Origin of the sequence: Streptomyces sp. YPW6 (assembly GCF_018866325.1) — a bacterium.
Taxonomy (GTDB): domain Bacteria; phylum Actinomycetota; class Actinomycetes; order Streptomycetales; family Streptomycetaceae; genus Streptomyces.
In genome coordinates this window covers 5,534,689-5,553,940 of sequence record NZ_CP076457.1, presented here as the reverse complement: position 1 = coordinate 5,553,940, position 19,252 = coordinate 5,534,689, and the positions used below count along the sequence as shown (strand labels likewise).

General features: G+C 69.8%; 20 protein-coding genes and 4 pseudogenes. 10 read left to right on the top strand and 14 right to left on the bottom strand.

The annotated features are described in order from the left end of the window. The first annotated feature begins 2 nt into the window (after window positions 1–2). The 4 genes and pseudogenes from KME66_RS24435 to KME66_RS24420 form a co-directional block, all read left to right on the top strand. Window positions 3–572, top strand: coding sequence for a hypothetical protein (locus KME66_RS24435; protein WP_216325919.1), 570 nt, complete (start codon window positions 3–5; stop codon window positions 570–572). A 172-nt stretch (window positions 573–744) separates the two neighbouring features. Further along, window positions 745–1,489: pseudogene (locus KME66_RS24430) on the top strand (transposase family protein). Window positions 1,490–1,507: 18 nt separating this feature from the next. Next, window positions 1,508–1,674, top strand: a pseudogene (locus KME66_RS24425) (IS5/IS1182 family transposase); the annotation flags it as partial. Window positions 1,675–1,687: 13 nt separating this feature from the next. Beyond that, a pseudogene (locus tag KME66_RS24420) lies at window positions 1,688–1,987 on the top strand (zinc-binding dehydrogenase); the annotation flags it as partial. Here the strand turns inward: KME66_RS24420 and KME66_RS24415 are convergent. Then, the gene (locus KME66_RS24415) at window positions 1,965–2,933 is read right to left on the bottom strand and encodes a glutaminase (protein WP_216325915.1); all 969 of its coding nucleotides are present in this window, start codon (window positions 2,931–2,933) and stop codon (window positions 1,965–1,967) included. The pseudogene KME66_RS24420 and the gene KME66_RS24415 overlap by 23 nt on opposite strands. 183 nt (window positions 2,934–3,116) lie before the next feature. Continuing rightward, the gene (locus tag KME66_RS24410) at window positions 3,117–3,389 is read right to left on the bottom strand and encodes a hypothetical protein (RefSeq protein WP_073216961.1); all 273 of its coding nucleotides are present in this window, start codon (window positions 3,387–3,389) and stop codon (window positions 3,117–3,119) included. Window positions 3,390–3,531: 142 nt separating this feature from the next. Between KME66_RS24410 and KME66_RS24405 the strand changes: the two genes are divergently transcribed. Next, window positions 3,532–4,221 carry a hypothetical protein gene (locus tag KME66_RS24405; protein WP_216325912.1) on the top strand — a complete coding sequence of 230 codons (690 nt, stop codon included), beginning with the start codon at window positions 3,532–3,534 and terminating at the stop codon, window positions 4,219–4,221. An 87-nt stretch (window positions 4,222–4,308) separates the two neighbouring features. Here the strand turns inward: KME66_RS24405 and rph are convergent, their stop codons facing one another. From rph to KME66_RS24390, 3 genes are all read right to left on the bottom strand, one after another. Beyond that, window positions 4,309–6,984 carry a rifamycin-inactivating phosphotransferase gene (gene rph, locus KME66_RS24400; RefSeq protein WP_253208469.1) on the bottom strand — a complete coding sequence of 892 codons (2,676 nt, stop codon included), beginning with the start codon at window positions 6,982–6,984 and terminating at the stop codon, window positions 4,309–4,311. A gap of 638 nt (window positions 6,985–7,622) precedes the next feature. Then, the gene (locus KME66_RS24395; RefSeq protein ID WP_178378926.1) at window positions 7,623–7,799 is read right to left on the bottom strand and encodes a hypothetical protein; all 177 of its coding nucleotides are present in this window, start codon (window positions 7,797–7,799) and stop codon (window positions 7,623–7,625) included. Between the two features lie 149 nt (window positions 7,800–7,948). Next, window positions 7,949–8,224, bottom strand: a complete 276-nt coding sequence (locus KME66_RS24390) for a hypothetical protein (protein ID WP_216325907.1) — start codon at window positions 8,222–8,224, stop codon at window positions 7,949–7,951. A gap of 336 nt (window positions 8,225–8,560) precedes the next feature. Between KME66_RS24390 and KME66_RS24385 the strand changes: the two genes are divergently transcribed. After that, entirely contained in the window at window positions 8,561–9,328 is a 768-nt protein-coding gene (locus KME66_RS24385) for a hypothetical protein (protein WP_073216956.1), read from the top strand. A 119-nt stretch (window positions 9,329–9,447) separates the two neighbouring features. Here KME66_RS24385 and KME66_RS24380 read toward each other — a convergent pair whose 3' ends face one another. The 6 genes from KME66_RS24380 to KME66_RS24355 form a co-directional block, all read right to left on the bottom strand. Continuing rightward, window positions 9,448–10,089 (bottom strand): ATP-binding protein, encoded by a 642-nt coding sequence (locus KME66_RS24380; protein ID WP_216325905.1) that lies wholly within the window; start codon window positions 10,087–10,089, stop codon window positions 9,448–9,450. 274 nt (window positions 10,090–10,363) lie between these two features. Then, the gene (locus KME66_RS24375; protein ID WP_073216954.1) at window positions 10,364–10,636 is read right to left on the bottom strand and encodes a hypothetical protein; all 273 of its coding nucleotides are present in this window, start codon (window positions 10,634–10,636) and stop codon (window positions 10,364–10,366) included. 263 nt (window positions 10,637–10,899) lie between these two features. Beyond that, a complete protein-coding gene (locus KME66_RS24370) occupies window positions 10,900–12,153 on the bottom strand; it encodes a hypothetical protein (protein WP_216325903.1) in 1,254 nt (417 codons plus the stop codon). A 218-nt stretch (window positions 12,154–12,371) separates the two neighbouring features. Further along, the gene (locus KME66_RS24365) at window positions 12,372–13,346 is read right to left on the bottom strand and encodes a hypothetical protein (protein WP_253208468.1); all 975 of its coding nucleotides are present in this window, start codon (window positions 13,344–13,346) and stop codon (window positions 12,372–12,374) included. Window positions 13,347–13,674: 328 nt separating this feature from the next. Further along, a complete protein-coding gene (locus tag KME66_RS24360; protein WP_073216952.1) occupies window positions 13,675–13,884 on the bottom strand; it encodes a DUF397 domain-containing protein in 210 nt (69 codons plus the stop codon). Beyond that, a complete protein-coding gene (locus KME66_RS24355; RefSeq protein WP_216325900.1) occupies window positions 13,881–14,720 on the bottom strand; it encodes a helix-turn-helix transcriptional regulator in 840 nt (279 codons plus the stop codon). Before KME66_RS24355 ends, KME66_RS24360 begins: the two co-directional genes overlap by 4 nt. A 93-nt stretch (window positions 14,721–14,813) precedes the next feature. Between KME66_RS24355 and KME66_RS34135 the strand changes: the two are divergent. From KME66_RS34135 to KME66_RS24345, 3 genes and pseudogenes are all read left to right on the top strand, one after another. Continuing rightward, window positions 14,814–15,073 (top strand): annotated as a pseudogene (locus KME66_RS34135) (hypothetical protein). After that, the gene (locus KME66_RS24350; RefSeq protein ID WP_216325897.1) at window positions 15,070–15,276 is read left to right on the top strand and encodes a hypothetical protein; all 207 of its coding nucleotides are present in this window, start codon (window positions 15,070–15,072) and stop codon (window positions 15,274–15,276) included. The pseudogene KME66_RS34135 and the gene KME66_RS24350 overlap by 4 nt, the downstream one beginning before the upstream one ends. Then, window positions 15,273–15,656: a hypothetical protein gene (locus KME66_RS24345; RefSeq protein ID WP_216325894.1), complete on the top strand. Its 384-nt coding sequence runs from the start codon at window positions 15,273–15,275 to the stop codon at window positions 15,654–15,656. Before KME66_RS24350 ends, KME66_RS24345 begins: the two co-directional genes overlap by 4 nt. A gap of 214 nt (window positions 15,657–15,870) precedes the next feature. Here KME66_RS24345 and KME66_RS24340 read toward each other — a convergent pair whose 3' ends face one another. From KME66_RS24340 to KME66_RS24330, 3 genes are all read right to left on the bottom strand, one after another. Continuing rightward, window positions 15,871–16,077: a DUF6243 family protein gene (locus KME66_RS24340; protein ID WP_216325891.1), complete on the bottom strand. Its 207-nt coding sequence runs from the start codon at window positions 16,075–16,077 to the stop codon at window positions 15,871–15,873. Between the two features lie 278 nt (window positions 16,078–16,355). Beyond that, window positions 16,356–16,559, bottom strand: coding sequence for a hypothetical protein (locus tag KME66_RS24335; protein ID WP_073216942.1), 204 nt, complete (start codon window positions 16,557–16,559; stop codon window positions 16,356–16,358). 101 nt (window positions 16,560–16,660) lie between these two features. Then, window positions 16,661–18,043 (bottom strand): glycine--tRNA ligase, encoded by a 1,383-nt coding sequence (locus tag KME66_RS24330; RefSeq protein ID WP_073216939.1) that lies wholly within the window; start codon window positions 18,041–18,043, stop codon window positions 16,661–16,663. 177 nt (window positions 18,044–18,220) lie between these two features. On the opposite strand from KME66_RS24330, the gene KME66_RS24325 reads away from it, so the two are divergent. After that, complete coding sequence (locus KME66_RS24325; protein ID WP_216325886.1) at window positions 18,221–19,252, top strand: metal ABC transporter substrate-binding protein; 1,032 nt, start codon at window positions 18,221–18,223, stop codon at window positions 19,250–19,252.

Below are 19,252 nucleotides of genomic sequence, written 5' to 3'. Positions count from 1 at the left end.
ACATGCCAAAAGGATTCATTCGCTGGTATCAGGAATCAACATCCGCTTCGAAGCTCGACAAACAGGTGGATTTCTTCAGGAGGCGCGGAATCCATCTGACCCACCCAGTGCTGGGCACTACTCTGGTACTGGACGTGGAGGGGAACGACATCCCCGTAGAGCGCAGGGAACTGGACCGTCTACTTTCGATCCGAATCGCGTCAATCAATGTGAACTGGTGGCTCTCAGCCAACGTGAACTTGGTCGATGAGTATTCGTTTAACCCACTGGGGTTCGACATTCAGACGATCTGGCTCGATGGTCTCGACCCACAGGAAACACGACTCTCAGAAACAACCCTCCAAGATATCGCCCTGGACCCCCAGATTCCCACTCGATCCCTGGTTGTCGACCGACACGGCGTCTCTGATCCCGAACAGTGGGATTCGATCATGCTGTACGACGGCGAGACGGTACCAACCGTCCCGGATATCGTGATCACACAACCGGAGGTTGCGGAAAAAATCCTGCGGGCTACGCCCGTACCCAGAAGAGAGGAAATGGACAACGGCATGTGCCTCCTTGCCCGTTAGAGAGAAGGCGCATATTCAAATCCAGGGCAAGTGAGTGCACTGGCTCAGGCAACCACCAAGGATCTTCAGAGTGGTCACCGATCGGGTGACGGCCAGGGGCGGATAGCAGGCGAGGCCTTCGGGCAGTGGTTCGAGATGTCTGACGTCTCAACCGCTGTGACCGGAGGCCTCGTTGGTCCCCTATCCTGCCGCACTTGACCTGCCGCACGCGCTCGTGGAGTGGGTGACCATGCTGATCGTCACCCGCGAGGGTGACCGTCGATGCAAGCTGCGGCCCTCGCAACGCGCGATCATCACTCTGGTCTACCTGCGCGAGCACACGACTTACGCGAAACTCGCCGCGGGTTTCCGGATCAGCGAGGGCACCGCCCACGCCTACGTACAGAGCGTGATCAAACTCCTCGCCTCAAAGGCACCGTCCCTGACACAGGCCCTTCGCCGGCGATGGTGCCGTCCTTGTGGACGGCACCATCGCCGAGTGCGACCGGGTCGGCGACCACGAACGGGACTACTCGGGCAAGGCCCGACGGCACGGAGTGAACATCCAGGCCGTCACCGACCCCGCCGGCGACCTGATCTGGTACTCGTCGGCGCTGCCCGGCCGCACGGTCGACATCACCGCGGCCCGCACCCACCGAATTATCACCGTCTGTGAACGCCTGCGGATCCCCGTGCTTGCCGACAAGGCCTATGCCGGGGCCGGCGGCACGTTCCAGGTGCCGTTCAAACGCCACCTCGGACGCCCCCTCACCACCGGACAAGCAGCCGTCAACCGAGCGCACGCCCGACTCCGCGTCCCCGTCGAGCGCGCCTTCGCCCGCCCCAAGGCCTGGCGGATCTTCCGCAGAGCCCGGATCAGCCCCAACCGGCTCCCGTCAGTCACCAAGGCCGTCCTCACCCTCGAGAGGCGACCCTGAAGATCCCTATTCATTTAGCACTACCAGCAGTTCAACCAGGACCATGCCCGGCTGAGAGCTCCGGGCGAACGCGCCTTCGCTCAGCTGAAGTCCTGGCGGCTATTCCGGCGAGCCAGATGCTCCACCCGCCACATCGGCACCATATCCAGGCCGTCCACACCCTCCTGATCTGCAGCTATGCAGGACGAAAGAGGCTCACTGACCGGAGACCCGGGGAAGGTGGTCACCATCGCCGACCTGGACGCGCCGCGGTCCGGCGTCCGCTTCTCCGGCGTGGCGGGCAGCGTGCCGGACGCGCTGGCCGAGGCCGCCTCGCTCATCTCGCGCGGCAGGCTGCACATCCCGGTCGAGAAGTCCTACGCACTGACGGAGGCCGCGGCCGCGCACGCCGACAGCCGGGCGGGCCACGCGCGGGGCCGCCGCGTCATCGTCGTCCGGCGCGGCGAGGAGTCGCGGCCGGGGCCCTCGGACGGCGTCAGAAGACGGACAGCCCGGTGAGCGTGGTGAACCGGTCGAGCGCCGCCACGCCCGCCACCGAGTTGCCGCGCCGGTCGAGCCCCGGGCTCCACACGCACAGGGTGCACTCCCCGGGCACGATGGCGATGATCCCGCCGCCGACGCCGCTCTTGCCCGGCAGCCCCACCCGGTAGGCGAACTCCCCGGCCGCGTCGTACGTCCCGCAGGTCAGCATGACCGCGTTGACCTGCTTCGCCTGGCTGCGGGTGAGCAGCGCGGACCCGTCGGCCCGGACCCCGTGCCGGGCGAGGAACCCGGCGGAGAGCGCCAGGTCCGCGCAGGACGCCTCGATCGAGCACTGGCGGAAATAGGCGGCGAGCAGGTCGGGGACCGGGAGGGTGACGTTGCCGTAGGAGACCATGAAGTGGGCCAGCGCCGCGTTGCGGTCGCCGTGGGCCGCCTCGGAGGCGGCGACGTCCGGGACGAAGTCGATGGCGGCGTTGCCGCTCTCCGTACGCAGCAGCTCCCGCACCTGCCCCGCGGCGTCCCCGGTCAGCGCCTGCAACCGGTCGGTCACCACCAGAGCGCCCGCGTTGATGAACGGGTTGCGGGGGATGCCGTTCTCGTACTCCAGCTGGACCAGGGAGTTGAAGGGGTTGCCCGAGGGCTCGCGGCCCACGCCCCGCCAGATCCGCTCGCCGTCCAGGGAGAGCGCGAGGGCCAGGGCGAAGACCTTGGAGATGGACTGCGTCGAGAACGGCTGCCGCCAGTCCCCGACCCCGTACACGGTCCCGTCCGGCTCGGCGACCGCCATACCGAAGCGGCGGGGGTCGACACCCGCGAGCATCGGTATGTAGTCGGCCGGGGTGCCGTGGTCGGCACGCGCGGCCATCTCCTCGGCTATGCGGCTGATGACGGCGCTGAAGCGGTGCGCACCGGCACGCGGGGCGGCACTGCCGGCCGGGACGGCGGCGGAGGCGTGGGACACGGCGGTTCCTGACGGGGAGCGGAGCGGGCCCGGCGGCCGGAGCCGGGCCGGGGAGAGCGCACACAGTCTGCACGCCCGCCGGAGACAACCCAAACGCCCCCCGTTCCGCGCCGCCGGTCCCCCGCACCGCGTCCCGCGCGTCCCGCCTCGGGACTCCCCGTGCAGGCCGGGGCGCAGCAGCCCTTACATGCTCGCCACGATCGCGCCCAGGACCATCCCGCCGACCAGTCCGACCGCGCTGACCACGATGGCGATCGTGGCGAGCCGCTCGTGCCGGACGGTCTTGGCGATGATGGCCATGATGAGCCCGCCCAGCGCGAAGACGATCGGCAGGAAGATGAACCCGATCACGCCCAGGACGATCGCGATGATGCTGAAGACGTTTCCGGAGGCACCGGCCTCGGGCGCGCCGTAGTGCTGCTGTCCGGTCGGCCGGTTGCCGTACGGCGTGGTCATCTCTCGCTCCTTCGGGTCGGGTCGGTCGCTCCGGGATCCCGTCGCGAAGTGACCGGCGTGAGGTTCGGGTGCCCCCAAGTCCCCTGCGCACACGCCTCCTTGTCGGCGGAAGAGATCACGAGGCGGTTGATAGCCTGCCGTGATGAGTGAGCGACGGCCGCCGGACGGCCGACCGGGGCGGACGCCACTCGCCGGTGATCAGCTTCCCGAGGGTGGTCCGGAAGCGTCGCCCCACGAGATCGAGGCCCTCGACTCCCGGTGGGCCTCCTGCTGGACTCCGGACGAGGTGGCACGGCGGATGGCCGGGGTCCGGACCCCCTGGTACGTGGCCGCGGGCTGGGCGCTGGACCTGTTCCGCGGCAGGCAGACCCGGGCACACGGGGACATCGAGATCGCGGTCCCGGCCGGGCGGTTCCCCGAGGTGCGCCGCCGCTTCCCCGGCTACGTCTTCGACGCGGTGGGCGGCGGCCGGATCTGGGAGGACGCCGGGCCGGACATGCCGGCCGGCGTGCATCAGACGTGGCTCCGCGATCCGGCCACCGGCACCTATCTGCTGGACGTGTTCCGCGAGCCGCACGACGGCGGCACCTGGATCTGCCGCCGCGACGGAAGCATCCGGCGCCCCTACGACGAGATCGTCCACCACACCCGGGACGGCATCCCGTACCTGGTGCCCGAACTGGTCCTGCTCTTCAAGGCCAAGCACACCCGCCCGAAGGACCAAGCGGACTTCGACACGACGGTCCCGTACCTGAACCCGGAGCAACGCGCGAACCTGGCACAGCTGTTGGACCGCGTCCACCCGGGGCACCCTTGGTCGGCGGGCCTGTAGTCCACCGACCGGCGCCCATGCATCCCCTCCCCCTCCCCCTCCCCGTCCCCGTCCCCGTCCCCGTCCCCGTCCCCGTCCCCGTCCCCGTCAGCCCAGGATCTCGACGTACCCGTCCGTTCCGTGCACGCGGATGCGCTGTCCGTCCCGGATCAGCCCGGTGGCCCCGTCCACGCCGACGACGGCGGGCAGTCCGTACTCGCGGGCGATCACCGCGCCGTGGGTCATCAGGCCGCCCACCTCCGTCACCAGCCCCGCGACACCGAGGAACAGCGGGGACCAGCTGGGGTCGGTGAACCGTGTGACCAGGATGTCGCCCTCCTCCAGCTCGGCGTCGGCCAGGTCGAGAATCACGCGCGCCCGCCCCTCGACGCTCCCGGCGGATACCGCGAGACCGGCCAGCGCTCCCGCCGGTACGTCGTCACGCCGGTACGCGCCCGTGACGGCCTCGCCGTCCGAGGTCAGCACGCGGGGCGGGGTAAGCGCCTCGTACGACCGGAACGCCTCCTTGCGCCGCTCGATGAGCCGGCCGTCGGCCCGGCGCGAACGTACGGCGTCCTCCAGCTCCTGGAAGGTGAGGTGGAAGACGTCCTCCCGCTCGGCGAGCACTCCGTCCCGCACGAGTCGCCCGGCCTCCTCCAGCAGGGCCTGCTTGTAGAGGAAGGAGCGGCAGACGATGCCGTACTTCGGGTACTCCCGGTATCCGGCGAAGGCCCGCACCTGGTCGATCATCCGCTTCGTTTCGTCGGCCTTCCGCTCCCCGTCCGGCAGGGCCCGCAGCCGGGTCAGCACGTCCCGCTCCGCCCGGAGCGCGCGCTGCCTGCCCTGCTCGAAGCGGTGCTCGGCGGCGCCGGGACCGAAGTTCCGGACGTTGTCGAGGATCAGCGGGACCAGCGTGGCCGGACGCTCACTCCACCGGGGCCGCGTGATGTCGATCTCGGCGACGCAGCGCATGCCGTAGCGGCGCAGGTACGTCTCGATCGCCGCGCGTGCCGCGCTGCCGCCGGGCAGCCGCACGAGGCCGTCCAGGAAGTCGTCGCCGTGCGCGTCGTCCCGGACGTCGTTCAGGAACGCCACCACCCGGGGGTGCGGGCGGATCACGTCGGCCACGTCGAGGAGGTCGAGTCCCATCTCGGACGTGATGTTGCCGGGAGCGGAGAGCGTGAGCGCGTCAGCCGCGTTCTTCTCTCCCAGCCACTCCCCCAGCTTGTCGTTGAGCCACCAGGTGGCCTCCATCCCCGCCATGATCGCCCGGATGCTCAGCGGGTCGCCGAGCACGCGCTGGTGCTCCTCGAAGGCCTCCGCCAGAAAGTCGAACAGCTCCGGGCCGGTCTTCGTCCGGATGTCGCGTTCCAGGGCGGCGAGGGACGCCTCGCTGCGTGCGACCAGCTCCGCGACGATGGCCGGGTCGGCCTCGGTCACCGACCCTTCGGGGGCGCCGCCCGCCGGAGGGCCGGCGCGGCCCGCGTCACCCGCGTCACCGCCCGCGTCCGGAACCGGCGGATCTGCCTCGTCCCGCCCCAGGACCGTCTCCAGAGCGTCCCGGACCAGCGGATCGCCCTTCCCCATGACGTCCAGGAGGGCGGCACGGGACGTCGGTGAGGCGAGCCGCGGAGTGACGTCGACGAACAGCCGCCCGCCGGCCTCGTGCATCGGCACCATGGCGGTGCGCTGCCACATCGACCAGCCCAACGCCTTCATGGCGTCGGTCATCATCTGCTGATGGCCGACGGAGACGTAGACGCGCGGGGTCCGGCCCTGCACGGCCTCCGGTACGGAGTCGGGGTCGGGAACGGGGTCGGGGACGGGGACGGGGAACAGCGTCGTGATCGGCCGGCTCTGCACGATCCGGAAGCCGTCGTCGGCCAGGCACCACTCGATGTCCTGCGGGCACCCGAAGTGGGCCTCGATCCGCCGCCCGAGCCGTACGAGCTCCACGACCTGCGCATCGGTCAGCGCCGGCCGCTCCTGCTGCCGCGGTTCGACGTCCACCTCCCGCGTACCGCCACCCGGCAGAGCGTGAACGGCGCGCTGATTGACTGCGATCGTCCGGGCGACGACCTCGCCGTCCCGCACGCTGAAGACGTCGGGGTTCACCAGCCCGGAGACCAGCGCCTCGCCGAGCCCGAACCCGGCGTCCACGGTGGCGGTCCGCCGGTGGCCCGTGACGGGGTCGGCGGTGAACAGCACTCCCGACGCGTCCGGGAGGACCATGCGCTGGACGACCACGGCCATGCGGACCGTACGGTCGTCGATGCCGTTGCGCCGCCGGTAGACCACCGCCCGCTCGGTGAACAGCGACGCCCAGCAGCGGCTGATGTGCCGGAGGACCGCCGCGGGCCCCACGACGTTCAGGTACGTGTCCTGCTGCCCGGCGAACGAGGCCGTCGGCAGGTCCTCCGCCGTGGCGCTGGACCGCACGGCGTACGCGGCCCCCTCGCCGTACCGGGCGACCGCCCCGGTGATCTCGGCCGCGAGGTCGTCGGGGATCACCGCGGCTTCGACGGCCCGCCGGACCTCCGCGCAGAGCGCCCGGACCGCCCGCACATCGTCCGGGTCGGCGCCCGCCAGCCGGTCCAGCAGCGCGTCGGCCTCCGGCGCGGCCGCCACGACCCGGCGGAAGGCCTCCGTCGTCACGCAGAAGCCGTCCGGCACCCGGACCCCGTCGACCCGGGAGAGCGCACCGAGATGGGCCCCCTTCCCGCCGACGAGCCCGGCCTGCTCCTCGTCGGCCTCGCCGAGACCCAGCACGTACCGTCCGCTCACACCGCCCCCTTCGCGATGGCCGGGGCCGCCGCGCTCACCGGCGGCACCCGAGCCGCCCGGTCCCTCGTGTCCTTCGTCGAACCTCTGATCGCGCACGACGTCATTCCAGGTTTCTTCCGCAGGCTGTGGCATAGGCGGACATTCTGCGCCCCACCCGGGGCCTTGCGGCAAGACCCCCTGTGCGCTATACGTTGAGAGTGGCGAGGAGAGGTATCTCCTCGCCTTCGTGCTGTGTACCGGCCGCCCCTTGATTGCCGCGAGGAGGCTTCGCGGCACGTGGTACGGGCCAGTTGAAGTTCGGGCCGCGGCAGAGCTGCGGGCGCACCGGATCACGCTTCGACGACGCCGCCGCGGAGCGCTTCTGGGCCCTGCTCAAAGAAGAGTTGGACACCCGCATCCGGCCCGACGCACCACCGCCCGCGCGGAGATGTTCAACTTCATCGAGCTCTTCCGCAACCGCCGCCGCCTGCGCAAGCACAAGGCCTTCGGCTACCTCACTCCGGCCGAGACCAGGCAGCGGCATCAGCACGCCCTCGCGGCGTAACGATCACGTATCCGCGGCCACGGGGAACTTCAGACCTCGGCAACTCCAGGATTCCCTAAAGGGTCAGGCTCAGAGAACTCCCCCAGGGGCAGGCTCAGGAGGCTCCCCTCTTGCGCAGCACTCCGAACACGAGCATCGCCATTCCCAGAAGTCCCAAGCCGCCCAAGACCAGGTACACCACATCACCGGCCCGCAGTCCCACCACAACACAGACGATCGACACCACGAAACACACGACTGCGAATACCTGCAGTTTGACCTTGTCGTTCATCGCTTCTCTCCTCACTCGGGATCTGTCGGGATTCGCTGCGGGAAACAGCTGCTGCTGTTGCCTTGTCGTGCGGACCTCTGTCGCGGGGCGGATGCGATCCGCCCCGCGACAGAGGTTGTGGCCGATCAGTTGTCGATGTCCGCCGGCACTCATCCGTAACTGATGATGTCCATGCCCGCGTAGCCCATGGCGCCACCCACCGCGCAGCTGCCGACTGCCGCGCCCACCGCGCCGATCCCGCCTCCGAAGACGCCCGCGGCCTGGATGATCCCTGTCTCGGATGCGGCGCCCAGGCCGGCGATGCAGCCCGTGGCAACCCCCACGATGCTTTCGCTGTCGCTGATCACGTCTCCCACCTTCTGGAGCCAGGCGAGCCCCTCGGGGTCGATGCGGTCGTACTGGAGCGGGACGCGAGGATCTCCCACTCCCCCGCATCCTGGCCCGGGGGCCGGGGAGTGTGCTGCTCGCCGGGGCCGGCCGGGGAGCGCCGCTCCGGACCAGGCACAGCGGGCCGGCGACGCCGTCGGTCTGGCCGTCCTGGCCACCGTGGCCGACTCCTCGGCCAACATCCGCGGGCTGCGAACAGGCCACCCCCGAGAGCGCCTGACCACCGCAGCCGCAGCACCACATACGCAGCTCATGCCCCGTCCGACGCCTCTTCGTGATCTACGGGCGCGCAACCCTGGATGGATCCCGGGTGTCTGTAAAGCGCCGGAGGGACGAGCCTCCGGCGTCTTTCCGTACGGAGAATCGGGGATCAGGTGGGGAAGCAGGTCTGGAGAGCCGTCGTGGCCGGTGGTGCGGCGGCGGTGTTCACGGCCGTGGCCGCGGTGCCGGCCGGGGCGGCCGAGGGCGGGGCCGCGTTCAGCCGTATCCAGGTGAACGGCGGCAAGCCGATCGTGATCGGGACGACGAAGCAGGTCGCGGCGCCCGCGTCCTTCCGCATGACGACCACGAAGAAGTGGAAGGCACCGGGGCTGGTGTTCCTGCACCGCGACAAGGGCAGGGAGCAGCTGTGGCACTCGATCGAGACGAACGACTGCCCCACAGCGGGCCCGGGTGTCTGCGACATCGACGAGACGATGTATTTCAACCCGAGCGTGTGGGAGATGCGCAACAGTGAGGCCGGGGCCTGGCGGGTCGGGGCCGAGGTGCGTTTCAAGGGCGGCGGCGGTGACGTCGACGACAAGGGCATGGCGGTGTACGTACAGCGCAACTCCCGCCTGACCGTCAACGCTTCGCCGGAACCGGTGGCCAAGGGCAGGACCATCACGGTGACGGGCAAGGTCACGCGGGCCAACTGGGAGACCAGGAAGTACGCCTCCTACGGTGGCCGCCACGTCAGCCTTCAGTTCAAGCCTTCCGGCTCCGCCTCCTACTCCACGGTGAAGAAGGTGTACGCGGACGGCTCGGGCAACCTCAGGACGACCGTGAAGGCGGCCAGGACGGGTACGTGGCGCTGGGTGTACTACGGCAACACGACCACCGGGGCGTCGAAGTCGTCCGGGGACAACGTCGTGGTGAAGTGACGTCCGCCGTGCCGACGGGCGGGCGGAGGCCGGTCCGTCGGTGACGGCTGCGGCGGTCACGGCGCCGGGTCCGCCACGGTCCCGGCAGGCCCGGCACGCCGGGCGCCCCGCCGGGCCGGTCACCGCCCCGGCGGGCGGCCCGGGGCGAAGGTGAAACGGGCGGCGGCTCCGGCGGGCGTGACCGCCTCGCGGCGCCCCGGCACGTCGTGGACGGCGGCCGCCCCCTCGGCCCGGAGCCGGTCGGCACCGGCGTCCCGGCTCATCACGGCCGCGTAGGCGCGGACGTCCGCCGCGGAGAGGTCCGTACGGCCGCGCTCGGCGTACTGCTGGAGCAGGCCGGCGACATCCGGAGCGAACCGCAGGACGGTCACCGGGGCACCGAAGCGCCGGGCCAGGACTATGAGCCGTTCCCGTGCCTGCGGCGTGACGTTCGTCGACTCGGCGATCACGCTGCGCCCGGCGGCGAGCCGGGCAGCGATCCGGCGGTCGCGCTCCTCGAAGATGCGGGCGTCGGCCGCGTCCGCCGCGTCGGAGTCCGCCGGCTCGGAGACAGCACCGAACAGTTCCAGACGCATCTCGTCGCTGGACACCACGGCCTCCGCCTCGATCTGCCGCCGCTCGACCAACGCCCGGACGAAGCTCGTCTTGCCGGAAGCGGGCGGACCGACGAGGACGACGAGCCCGGCCGGAATCGGGGTCGGCGGGGCGAGGTCGTGGGGGCTGGGGCGGGCCCCTGCGCGGTCCGCTGAGTTCTCCGGCATGCGCGCCATCCTGCCGGGTGCGGGGACGATGCCCGACACCGGCCGGAGCGCAGCCATCGTCACCGCGTTCGCCGCCGTCGGCGATCCGGGCCCACGGCGACGGGAAAGCCGGCCGAGGCGAACACGCCACCCGGACCGAGCGCTGCCGCGCCGGACGCCGGGCCGACGGGATCATCCAGCGTTTCGCCCCGCCGCACCCTGCGGGCCACCCTCAGATACCGACTCGGGCTGATTTCGAACCGCGGCGCCCGTGCCGAGTGCCGCGCGGGGCTCCTCAGACCTCCTGGGGATGGCCGCCGTCGCCCTCAAGAACGAGCCGGTCCGTGCCGGGCTGCTCCGCTCCCTCGACCACCGTCACGTCGACCGTGCCGTCGCCGGTGGTGTCGAACTGGTAGAGATCCGCCGTGCCGTCGCCGCTCGTGTCCGTCATCCACACGTCCGGCTTGCCGTCGCCGTTGGTGTCGGCGCTGAGAAGAAGGTGGTTCTCCTCGCCCTGGGTCGGAGCGACCTCTTCGGTACTCGTGGTGGTGCCCGTGTTGGTTTCCATGGCGGCCGGTTGCCCCCGGGCAACCGTTCAAAACCGCAACCGCGCGCCGCCTCCGGGCCGGGACGCCTGCCCGGTCCTGCCTGACCATGGATCCTGGGTGGGTTCGCCGGAGGCGGAGGATGAGTGAGGCGCGGTGGACTCCGGCGCGGTAGGGCTCAGCGAGTTCGGTGAGCCGTGACGGCGGGAACGGCCCCGGAGAGGCGTGATGGCGGAGTGCCGGCACCGTTCCCGCGCCCGAGCTGATTTACGGGGCTGGGCAGGCTTCAGAGGCAGACGGTGACGGGCCAGTTCTTCCTGGTGCCGGACGCCGAATAGGTGATCAGGGTCTCCTGCGACAACTGCGCCTCGTTCTGGTGCTCCGACACGTGCGGCCACACCGAGAAGGTGAGGGTGTACGTGCCCCTGGCGTTGGCCAGGCCCAGCTTCTGCCGGTACTTCAGCACGTAGAGCTGGCAGAAGGCGGTCACCACGTGGGTCCCGGCAGGCAGCAGGTTGTACATGGCCCGGAACTCCGGCGTGTTCATGATCCGGACCATCTCGTCCTGCTTCTCGGACATCACCGGTTCGAGCCTGCCGAAGCTCCCCAGCGTGGTACCGATCTGCTTGACTTCCCCGTCGCCGAAGACGATGGCCGAGGAGGTGGCATGAACCCCCTGCGAGGCCCGGTAGTCCCAGAAACGCTGAGCGCAGGACTCGAAGTACTGCCTGAAGTCCTCGAAGCCCGGCCACGTGGCGTCGCTCAACTTCCGCTCGATGGCCCCTGCGGGAAGCGTGATCTCGCCGGAGGGCTGCGGCCGGGTCGCGCCGGTATCGGATCCCCCCTCGCCCGCGGCCGGCGGGGCCGCTGCGTCCCACTCCCTCAACTGCTCCACCAGGTGCGGCCACTTCTCCGAGATCGGGCGCGGCCCCTCGAGAATTCCGGAGTCGTCGAAGAGAACGACTTCGCTCCCCTTGGTGCAGAGGTACCTCCACCGCGGTGATCCGACGATGATGGCCGCGGAGTCGATGTCGGCGTGGAACCGGGAAGGGAGAAACCTCCACTTGTCGGCGATCACGCCGTTCTCGACGAGCTTGCCGTCGCCGAGGAAGAAGCAGTAACGATCCCCCGCCAGGGCGAGGAACTTCTCGCCGGAATCCCTGAGCGTCGGAGCGAGGGCCTGCAACGAGGCCCCGGCGAGCCAGGAACTCACCCCCGCCCACTTCTTGGCGACCGTGGTCTGCTCCAGGAGTTCGAGGTCCCGGAAGATGACCAGCTCCTCGCCCTTCACGAGGGTGTACGTGTTGAACTGCGGATCCCCGTACGGCACGGACGTCGCGTTGACGACGCCGGCACCGGTGTTGTCCTGCCAGAACGTCTCCGGGACGACGGAGCCCCAGCGCCCGCCACCGCCACCGATCTCTCCGGAATCCAGCACGCGGGTCTCGTCGAACTCCACGTAGTGGTCCCCGACGAAGGCGAAGTGCTTCCATCCGTCGGCGGTCTGGACGACGGTCAGAGCGGGGATGCGGTCGGCCATACGAATCCTCCACGGTTCCTCGGGAGCGGGGACGCTCCGGGCGCCGCACGTGAGGGGCACCCGGCTGTGAACACCCCTCTGCCTACCCTCCGCTCTCCGGCCGGCACGCCCCGCGATCAGCACTTGGCTTGTTCTCGTGCCGGGAGCCCGGCCCGGATCAGTGCCGCCCGGAACACTCGGGACGGGGTCGAGCCCGGGGCCGAACCGGGGAGCACCGCCTACTTCTTGTGCCACTCGGCGACCGGCAGACCGTCGGGGACCTTGAGCTCGAACGCGCCGCCGATGGCGGTGTCCAGAGCGGAAGCCGGGTCGTTGCCGGCGCCGAAGGCACTGATCGCCAGCAGTTCCTTGAGCTGGGCGCCGGTGCCGCGGAACGCCTTGGCCCCCTGCATCGCGGTCCGCGCCCCGTCCGCGTCCATCGGTTTGTTCATCCGCTCCAGCAGGTCCGGGGAGACCCAGCACTCCGGAATCCGGTCGAGGTCCCACTCGGCGTACCAGTGCGTGTTGTTGAGCCAGTTGCGCGGAGGGACCTGGCCGTCCACGGCCACCAGGTAGAACGAGAACTTGATGTTGCCGAGGGAGCGCCAGTCCGCGACGTTGGTGTGCTCGCTCGCCCTTCCCGCAGCCGCGTTGTCGTAGGTCGACGCGATCTCCTGGAACCCCGGAGGGGTGTTCGGGTCGGCGCCGGTGTAGTGGCGGATCGTCCACCGCTTGGCCATGAGCGGCGCGGCCATCTTCCGGCGTACCGCCTTGACCTTCTGCAGTTGCTCGGAGGCGTCCTTGATGCTGCCGAGCATGTCGAAGTTGGCCTGTCCCTCACCGGCCGGGAACTGCTGGGACGTCATGTACCGCATGAGCTCCCAGGCGTCGTCCTCGGAGTGCCCCGACTTCTGGAGAGCGGCGACGATCTGCTCCGGTGTCCTCGCCTCACGCAGTTCCTCGTCCGCGGTCCGCTGGATGTGCACGGCCCCGGAGCCCTGGTGCGTACCGGCGGTGGGCGCGGCTTCGTTCCGGGGCTCTGCGGGCGCATCCTGCCGCCCCCGGGCGATCGCGCGTGCGACGGCCGCGTTGCCCGCCGCCGCCCGTGGCAGGTGGTGCGGCCCGGCGAAGGGCTCGGTGTCCGCGAAGCCCACCGCCCGCCTCTGCGGGGACCGCTGCTCGGCCTCGTCCTTCTCCCTGCTGTGTGCGCGCACGGGCACTCTTCCCTGGTCGTGGACTACAGCTCGGACGACAGTGTGCAGAGGATCGCCACTCCGGTGGAAGGGACATGGGGGCAGTCCGCGGGTAGCCCGAGTGCCCTCGGAGCCATGGCGCGTGGTCGGCCGCCGTTCATCGCGAGAGGCCTGGGCGGAGCAGACGCCAGGGCGATGGGAAAGACCGGTGTCGCGAACTGCGGGGCTGTCCGAGGTCCGGTCGGTGCAGTCGACGGCCGCCCCGCGCTCGACTGGCGGCACGACCTCGTGGGATCAGCGGGATACCCCGCCGTGCGCGGCACGGCGGGGCATCCTGTGGCTCGGTTTCTCAGACGGTGTCGAACGTTCCGCCCTGAACGCCCGCGACGAACGCCGAGAAGGCGGTGGCGGGGACGGTGACCACGGGGCCGTCGACGACCTTGGAGTCACGGACCGGGACGATGCCGCGCGTGGCGGCGAGGTTCGCGGCGACCTCGATGCAGTTGCCGCCGTTCGAGCTGTACGAGGACTTGAACCAACGAGGGGATTCGGTCGTCACGGGGTGCCCTTTCGCAACTGGCTGATCTTGGCCACAGACGCCGCCTTCGACAGCGCCTCGCTCTGGAACTGATGGTAGGACGTGAGTAGGGGCACCACGAACGAGGTTTCGCGCTCGACGTGCCCCTGCGCCTGTGATTCGGCATACGCCACGATGGACCTGTCCGCCATGGTCAGCAGATTGACCGGCAGATCGAACGCCCTGCGTGCGCCCAGGCTGAACGGTGACACCTGGATGATCCAGTTGTACAACGTGGCCATCTCCTCCAGGCGTTGAAGCTGAGCGTCCATGACCTCAGGACCGCCGACAGCTTGGTGCAGACAGCTCTCGTCCATGACGACGAACACCATGGGCGGCCGGGGCCGCACGAGGGCCGCCTGCCGCTGTGCCAGGAACGCGACGCGTTCGTCGGCCTGTTCAGGGGTGATGGACCCACGCTGTACGTCTCCGTAGGCAACGGCCCGCGCGTACTCCGGTGTCTGCAACAAACCCGGAATAAGGCCGACCTCGAACAGCCTGATCTCCACCGCCCGGCCCTCGTACCCCACGTACTCCGGGAAGCCCTCCAGCAGGTTCCCGTGCTTCATCTCCTGCCACTGGCGCTCGAACGACTCGCTCGAACCGATGAGATCAAATAACCGGTCCGCTTTCCTCGCGAAAGGCAGAGTCGCCGGTTTGCGGCCAGTTTCGATCGCCGAGATGTGCCTGCCCGAGCAGCCGACCATGTCAGCCACCTGATCCTGGATCCAGCCACGCTCCTCCCGCATGCTGCGCAGACGCGCACCGAAGGCCGCCTGCGGGCTCGCTTCCGGGTTCAGCTGCTTGATGTTGACCAACGTGCCCTCCCAGATCCCCACGTTGAAGACGTATCGACCCTAGGTCACGCTGAATCGCCCCGGTAGCCGAACAGCTACGGAGAGGAGCGATCGATGGACGGCGAGAACGTGTGCCCGAATATCCAGGAACCTTCTGGTCTCCCCGCCCCCGGAACCCTCATGGTCGACACCAGCCGCGCCGACCGTGTGGGCGAGTTCCGGGGTCCGCCGGCCCCTACTGGTCGCTGAGGCCCGTCGGGGGCGGCACGGAGTGGGAGGCCGAGCCCCGCCACCTGCGCCCGGCGCTCCTGATGGAGCAGCTCCGCGCCCGTACCGCACGGCTCAACGCCCGCAGCCGGGGCGAGGTCCTGTGAACCCGCAGCAGGCCTCACAGCCCCTCGCCGAACTCGTCCGCATCGAGTCCGCCCCGGCCTACCGAGCGCTGTTCTGCGCCGAGTTGGACGCGGCCATCCTGGACCGCTTCGCCAACCGCGCCGCCGTCGTCGCTGAGGTCCAGGCGGCGGCCGACCGGCTGCGGGCGCTGATCCTGCACGGCGAACCCGGGCCGTCCACATGACGCGGCGCGTCACCGGGTACACCGCCGAGGTCACCGTCTCCGACGGTCAGCGGTCCGCCACCCTCGGCGGGGTCACCGTACGCAACCGGCGGCTTGCCCTCCTCTGGCTCCGGCGCCAGGCCCTGCGCCTGGCCAACAGCCACGGGCTGCCCCTCGCACCCGAGCCCGTACGGCTGCCGGCCGGCGACGTACGGACGGTCCGCTTCCACGGGGCGCACGCCCCCGAAGCGCTGCGCCGCTGGGCCACCCACGGCCCGTGCCAGGACCACGCGATACGGGCCCTGGAGGCGGGGTTCCCCGCCCTGTTCACCGTGCTCGACCCCGCCGTCGGACTGAGCCTGACTCTCGCCGGGTGGCGCGGCCGCCCCGACGACGGGTAGTGCGAGGAGTCCCGCCGGACCGCCCCCTTCCGCCGCACGTCCTGCTCCGGTGGAACGACCAGGACAACCACGACCGGCAGGCGGCCCTGGATCTGCATCTGTGACAGCACGGCTCAACGGCACAGCTGTGGGCCCGGATCACGGATGATCCGGGCCCACACCGTCGTACGGGGACCTACCGCTCGGGCCTCGGCCGGCTCCGCGCGGCAGACGCCTACGCGTCCTGGCCGGCGCTCGGCTCCGTGGTGGTGGCCGCCTGGGCCTCGGCGCGCTCGCGCATCTTGCGGACCAGCTCCTGCTTCTTGTCCTCGGCGGCCTTGCGGTCGGCGACGCGTGCGGAGCCCGCGCCCTGCTGGTCGGCGCGGGACAGCTTCTTGCGCTGTCCGCCCACGCCGAGAAGGTTGTTACGGCCCTTGGCCATGGTGTTCTCCCCTACGGAAGGTGAAGTGAGTCAGGTGAAGGTGATCGGGGAGCGTCGCACCGGTCCCCGGGCTGCGGCGGGGAGTTCGCACCCGCCGCGCTCTCACTCGTAGATCTGGAAGAACGAAGACATGCGGGAACCGTACCCCGCTCCCCGAGGCACCGCACCAGCTTTTCCGGCCGCCCGGAGCCCAAGGCTTCCACGGGGCTTCTGCGGGGCCTTCCGTGGGTGCTTCGGCAGAGCCTTCGATAGGGCCTTCGATAGGGCCTTCCGTGGGCTCAGGCCGTCGGGTCGACCGTCGCCTGGTGGGCCTGCGCCAGGTGCTCCTCGGCCTTGAGCCAGGGCAGGAACTGCGCCGAGCGCCGCCACGCGCAGGTGGCGCAGGTCAGCTGGCGCGTCACGCCCGACTTCCTTATCTGCACGACGTGTTCACGGCCGTGCTGGTCCCATCTGCTGACCTTGCTGGTGGTGATCGACGGCATGGCGGACCTCCCGGGACGGCGGCGGGGGGCTCCGGTGGACGGTACGACGAAGCCCCCGGTTCCGTACCCGGAACCGGGGGCCTCACGCGCGCAGGCGGGTGTCAGCAGCCGAGCAGGCGCGCACCCAGGTACGCCTGGATCTGGTCCAGGGAGACGCGCTCCTGCTTCATGGTGTCGCGCTCGCGGACGGTCACCGCGTTGTCGTCGAGGGTGTCGAAGTCGACGGTGACGCAGAACGGGGTGCCGATCTCGTCCTGGCGACGGTAGCGGCGGCCGATGGCGCCGGCGTCGTCGAACTCGATGTTCCAGTTCTTGCGCAGGTCGGCCGCCAGGCCCTTGGCCTTCGGCGAGAGCTGTGCGTTGCGGGACAGCGGCAGGACCGCGACCTTCACCGGGGCCAGGCGGGGGTCGAGGCGCATCACGGTGCGCTTCTCCATGACGCCCTTGGCGTTGGGGGCCTCGTCCTCGACGTAGGCGTCGAGGAGGAACGCCAGCATCGCGCGGCCGACACCGGCCGCGGGCTCGATGACGTACGGCGTCCAGCGCTCCTGGGCCTCCTGGTCGTGGTAGCGCAGGTCGGTGCCGGACGCCTCGGAGTGCGCCTTGAGGTCGTAGTCGGTGCGGTTGGCCACACCCTCCAGCTCGCCCCACTCGCTGCCGCCGAAGCGGAAGCGGTACTCGATGTCGGCGGTGCGCTTGGAGTAGTGGGAGAGCTTCTCCTTCGGGTGCTCGTACCAGCGCATGTTCTCCTCGCGCATGCCCAGGTCCGTGTACCAGTTCCAGCGCTGGTCCATCCAGTACTGCTGCCACTCCTCGTCCTCGCCCGGCTTGACGAAGAACTCCATCTCCATCTGCTCGAACTCACGGGTCCGGAAGATGAAGTTGCCCGGAGTGATCTCGTTCCGGAAGGACTTGCCCATCTGCGCGATGCCGAACGGCGGCTTCCTGCGCGAGGTCTGGAGCACCTGGCCGAAGTTGGTGAAGATGCCCTGGGCGGTCTCGGGGCGGAGGTAGGCGACCGAGCCGGAGTCCTGGGTCGGGCCGAGGTGGGTGGAGAGCAGACCCGAGAACTGCTTGGGCTCGGTGAAGGTGCCCTTGTTGCCGCAGTTGGGGCAGTTGAGGTCGGCGAGGCCGTTGACCGGCGGCTTGCCGTGCTTCTCCTCGTACGCCTCCTCCAGGTGGTCGGCGCGGAAGCGCTTGTGGCAGGAGGTGCACTCGGTCAGCGGGTCCGAGAAGGTGGCGACGTGGCCGGAGGCGACCCAGACCTCGGGGGCGAGGATGACCGACGAGTCGATACCGACCACGTCCTCGCGCGCGGTGACCATGTAACGCCACCACTGCCGCTTCAGGTTCTCCTTCATCTCGACGCCCAGCGGCCCGTAGTCCCAGGCGGCACGCTGGCCGCCGTAGATCTCGCTGCAGGGGTAGACGAAGCCACGGCGCTTGCTCAGGCTGACGATGGTGTCGATCTTGTCGGCGGCCACGGTGCTCTCTTCATTACGACGGCGACGAACGGCGAATGACTCAGGTTACCGGCGCGCGCACCCCCCGGATCAAATCGGTAGGGGCTCCAGGAGGCCCTGTTCCGCCACCTCGTGATCTTCCGGGCATCTCATCAGCCTTGTTGACAATCGTTTCCACTTTTGTTGAAAATGACTGTCATGAACGTACGCCGCCTCATACCCGTCACCGCCGTCACCGGAGCAGTCGCCCTCGGTCTGACCGCTCTCTCCGCCTGCTCCAGCTCCGACGCGGCGGACGGGGGCAACGGCGACAAGCTCAACGTGACCGCGTCGTTCTACCCGATGCAGTTCCTGGCCGAGAAGATCGGCGGCGAGCACGTCGCCGTCACCAGCCTCACCAAGCCGGGCGTCGAGCCGCACGACCTGGAGCTCACCCCGCGCCAGATCGGCTCCATCAGCGATTCCGACTACGTGCTGTACCTCAAGGGCATCCAGCCCGCCGTGGACGACGCGATCCAGCAGTCCGGTGTGAAGAACACCGTCGACGCCGCGACCCTCACCACGCTGGAGGACCACGGTTCCGAGGTCGGCGGCCACGACCACGAGGGCGAAGACGGCCACGGCCACGAGGACGAGCACGGCCACGAGGGCGAGGAAGCCCACGAGGAGCACTCCGAGGGCGACGGGCACAACCACGGCGAGGAGGGCGGCGCCGACCCGCACATCTGGCTGGACCCGGTGAAGTACGCCGAGGTCGCCCAGGGTGTCGGAAAGTCGCTGGAGAAGGCCGACCCCGACCACGCCGCCGACTACAAGAAGAACACCGAGGCCCTGGTCGCCGAGCTGGGCGAGCTGAACACGGCGTTCGAGACCGGGCTGAAGAACACCGCCACCAAGACCTTCATCACCACCCACTCCGCCTTCGGCTACCTCGCCGAGCGCTACGGGCTCACCCAGCAGGGCATCGCGGGCATCGACCCCGAGGCCGAGCCGAGCCCCGCGCGCATCCAGGAGATCCACACCATCGCGGAGGAGGAGAAGGCCACCACGGTCTTCTTCGAGACGCTCGCCAGCGACAAGACCGCGAAGACCCTGGCGAAGGACACCGGACTGAAGACGGGCGTCCTGGACCCGCTGGAGGGAATCACGGACAAGTCCCTGGGTGCTGACTACATCGAGGTCATGGAGTCCAACCTCGCCGCGCTGCAGAAGGCCCTCGGCGCGAAGTGA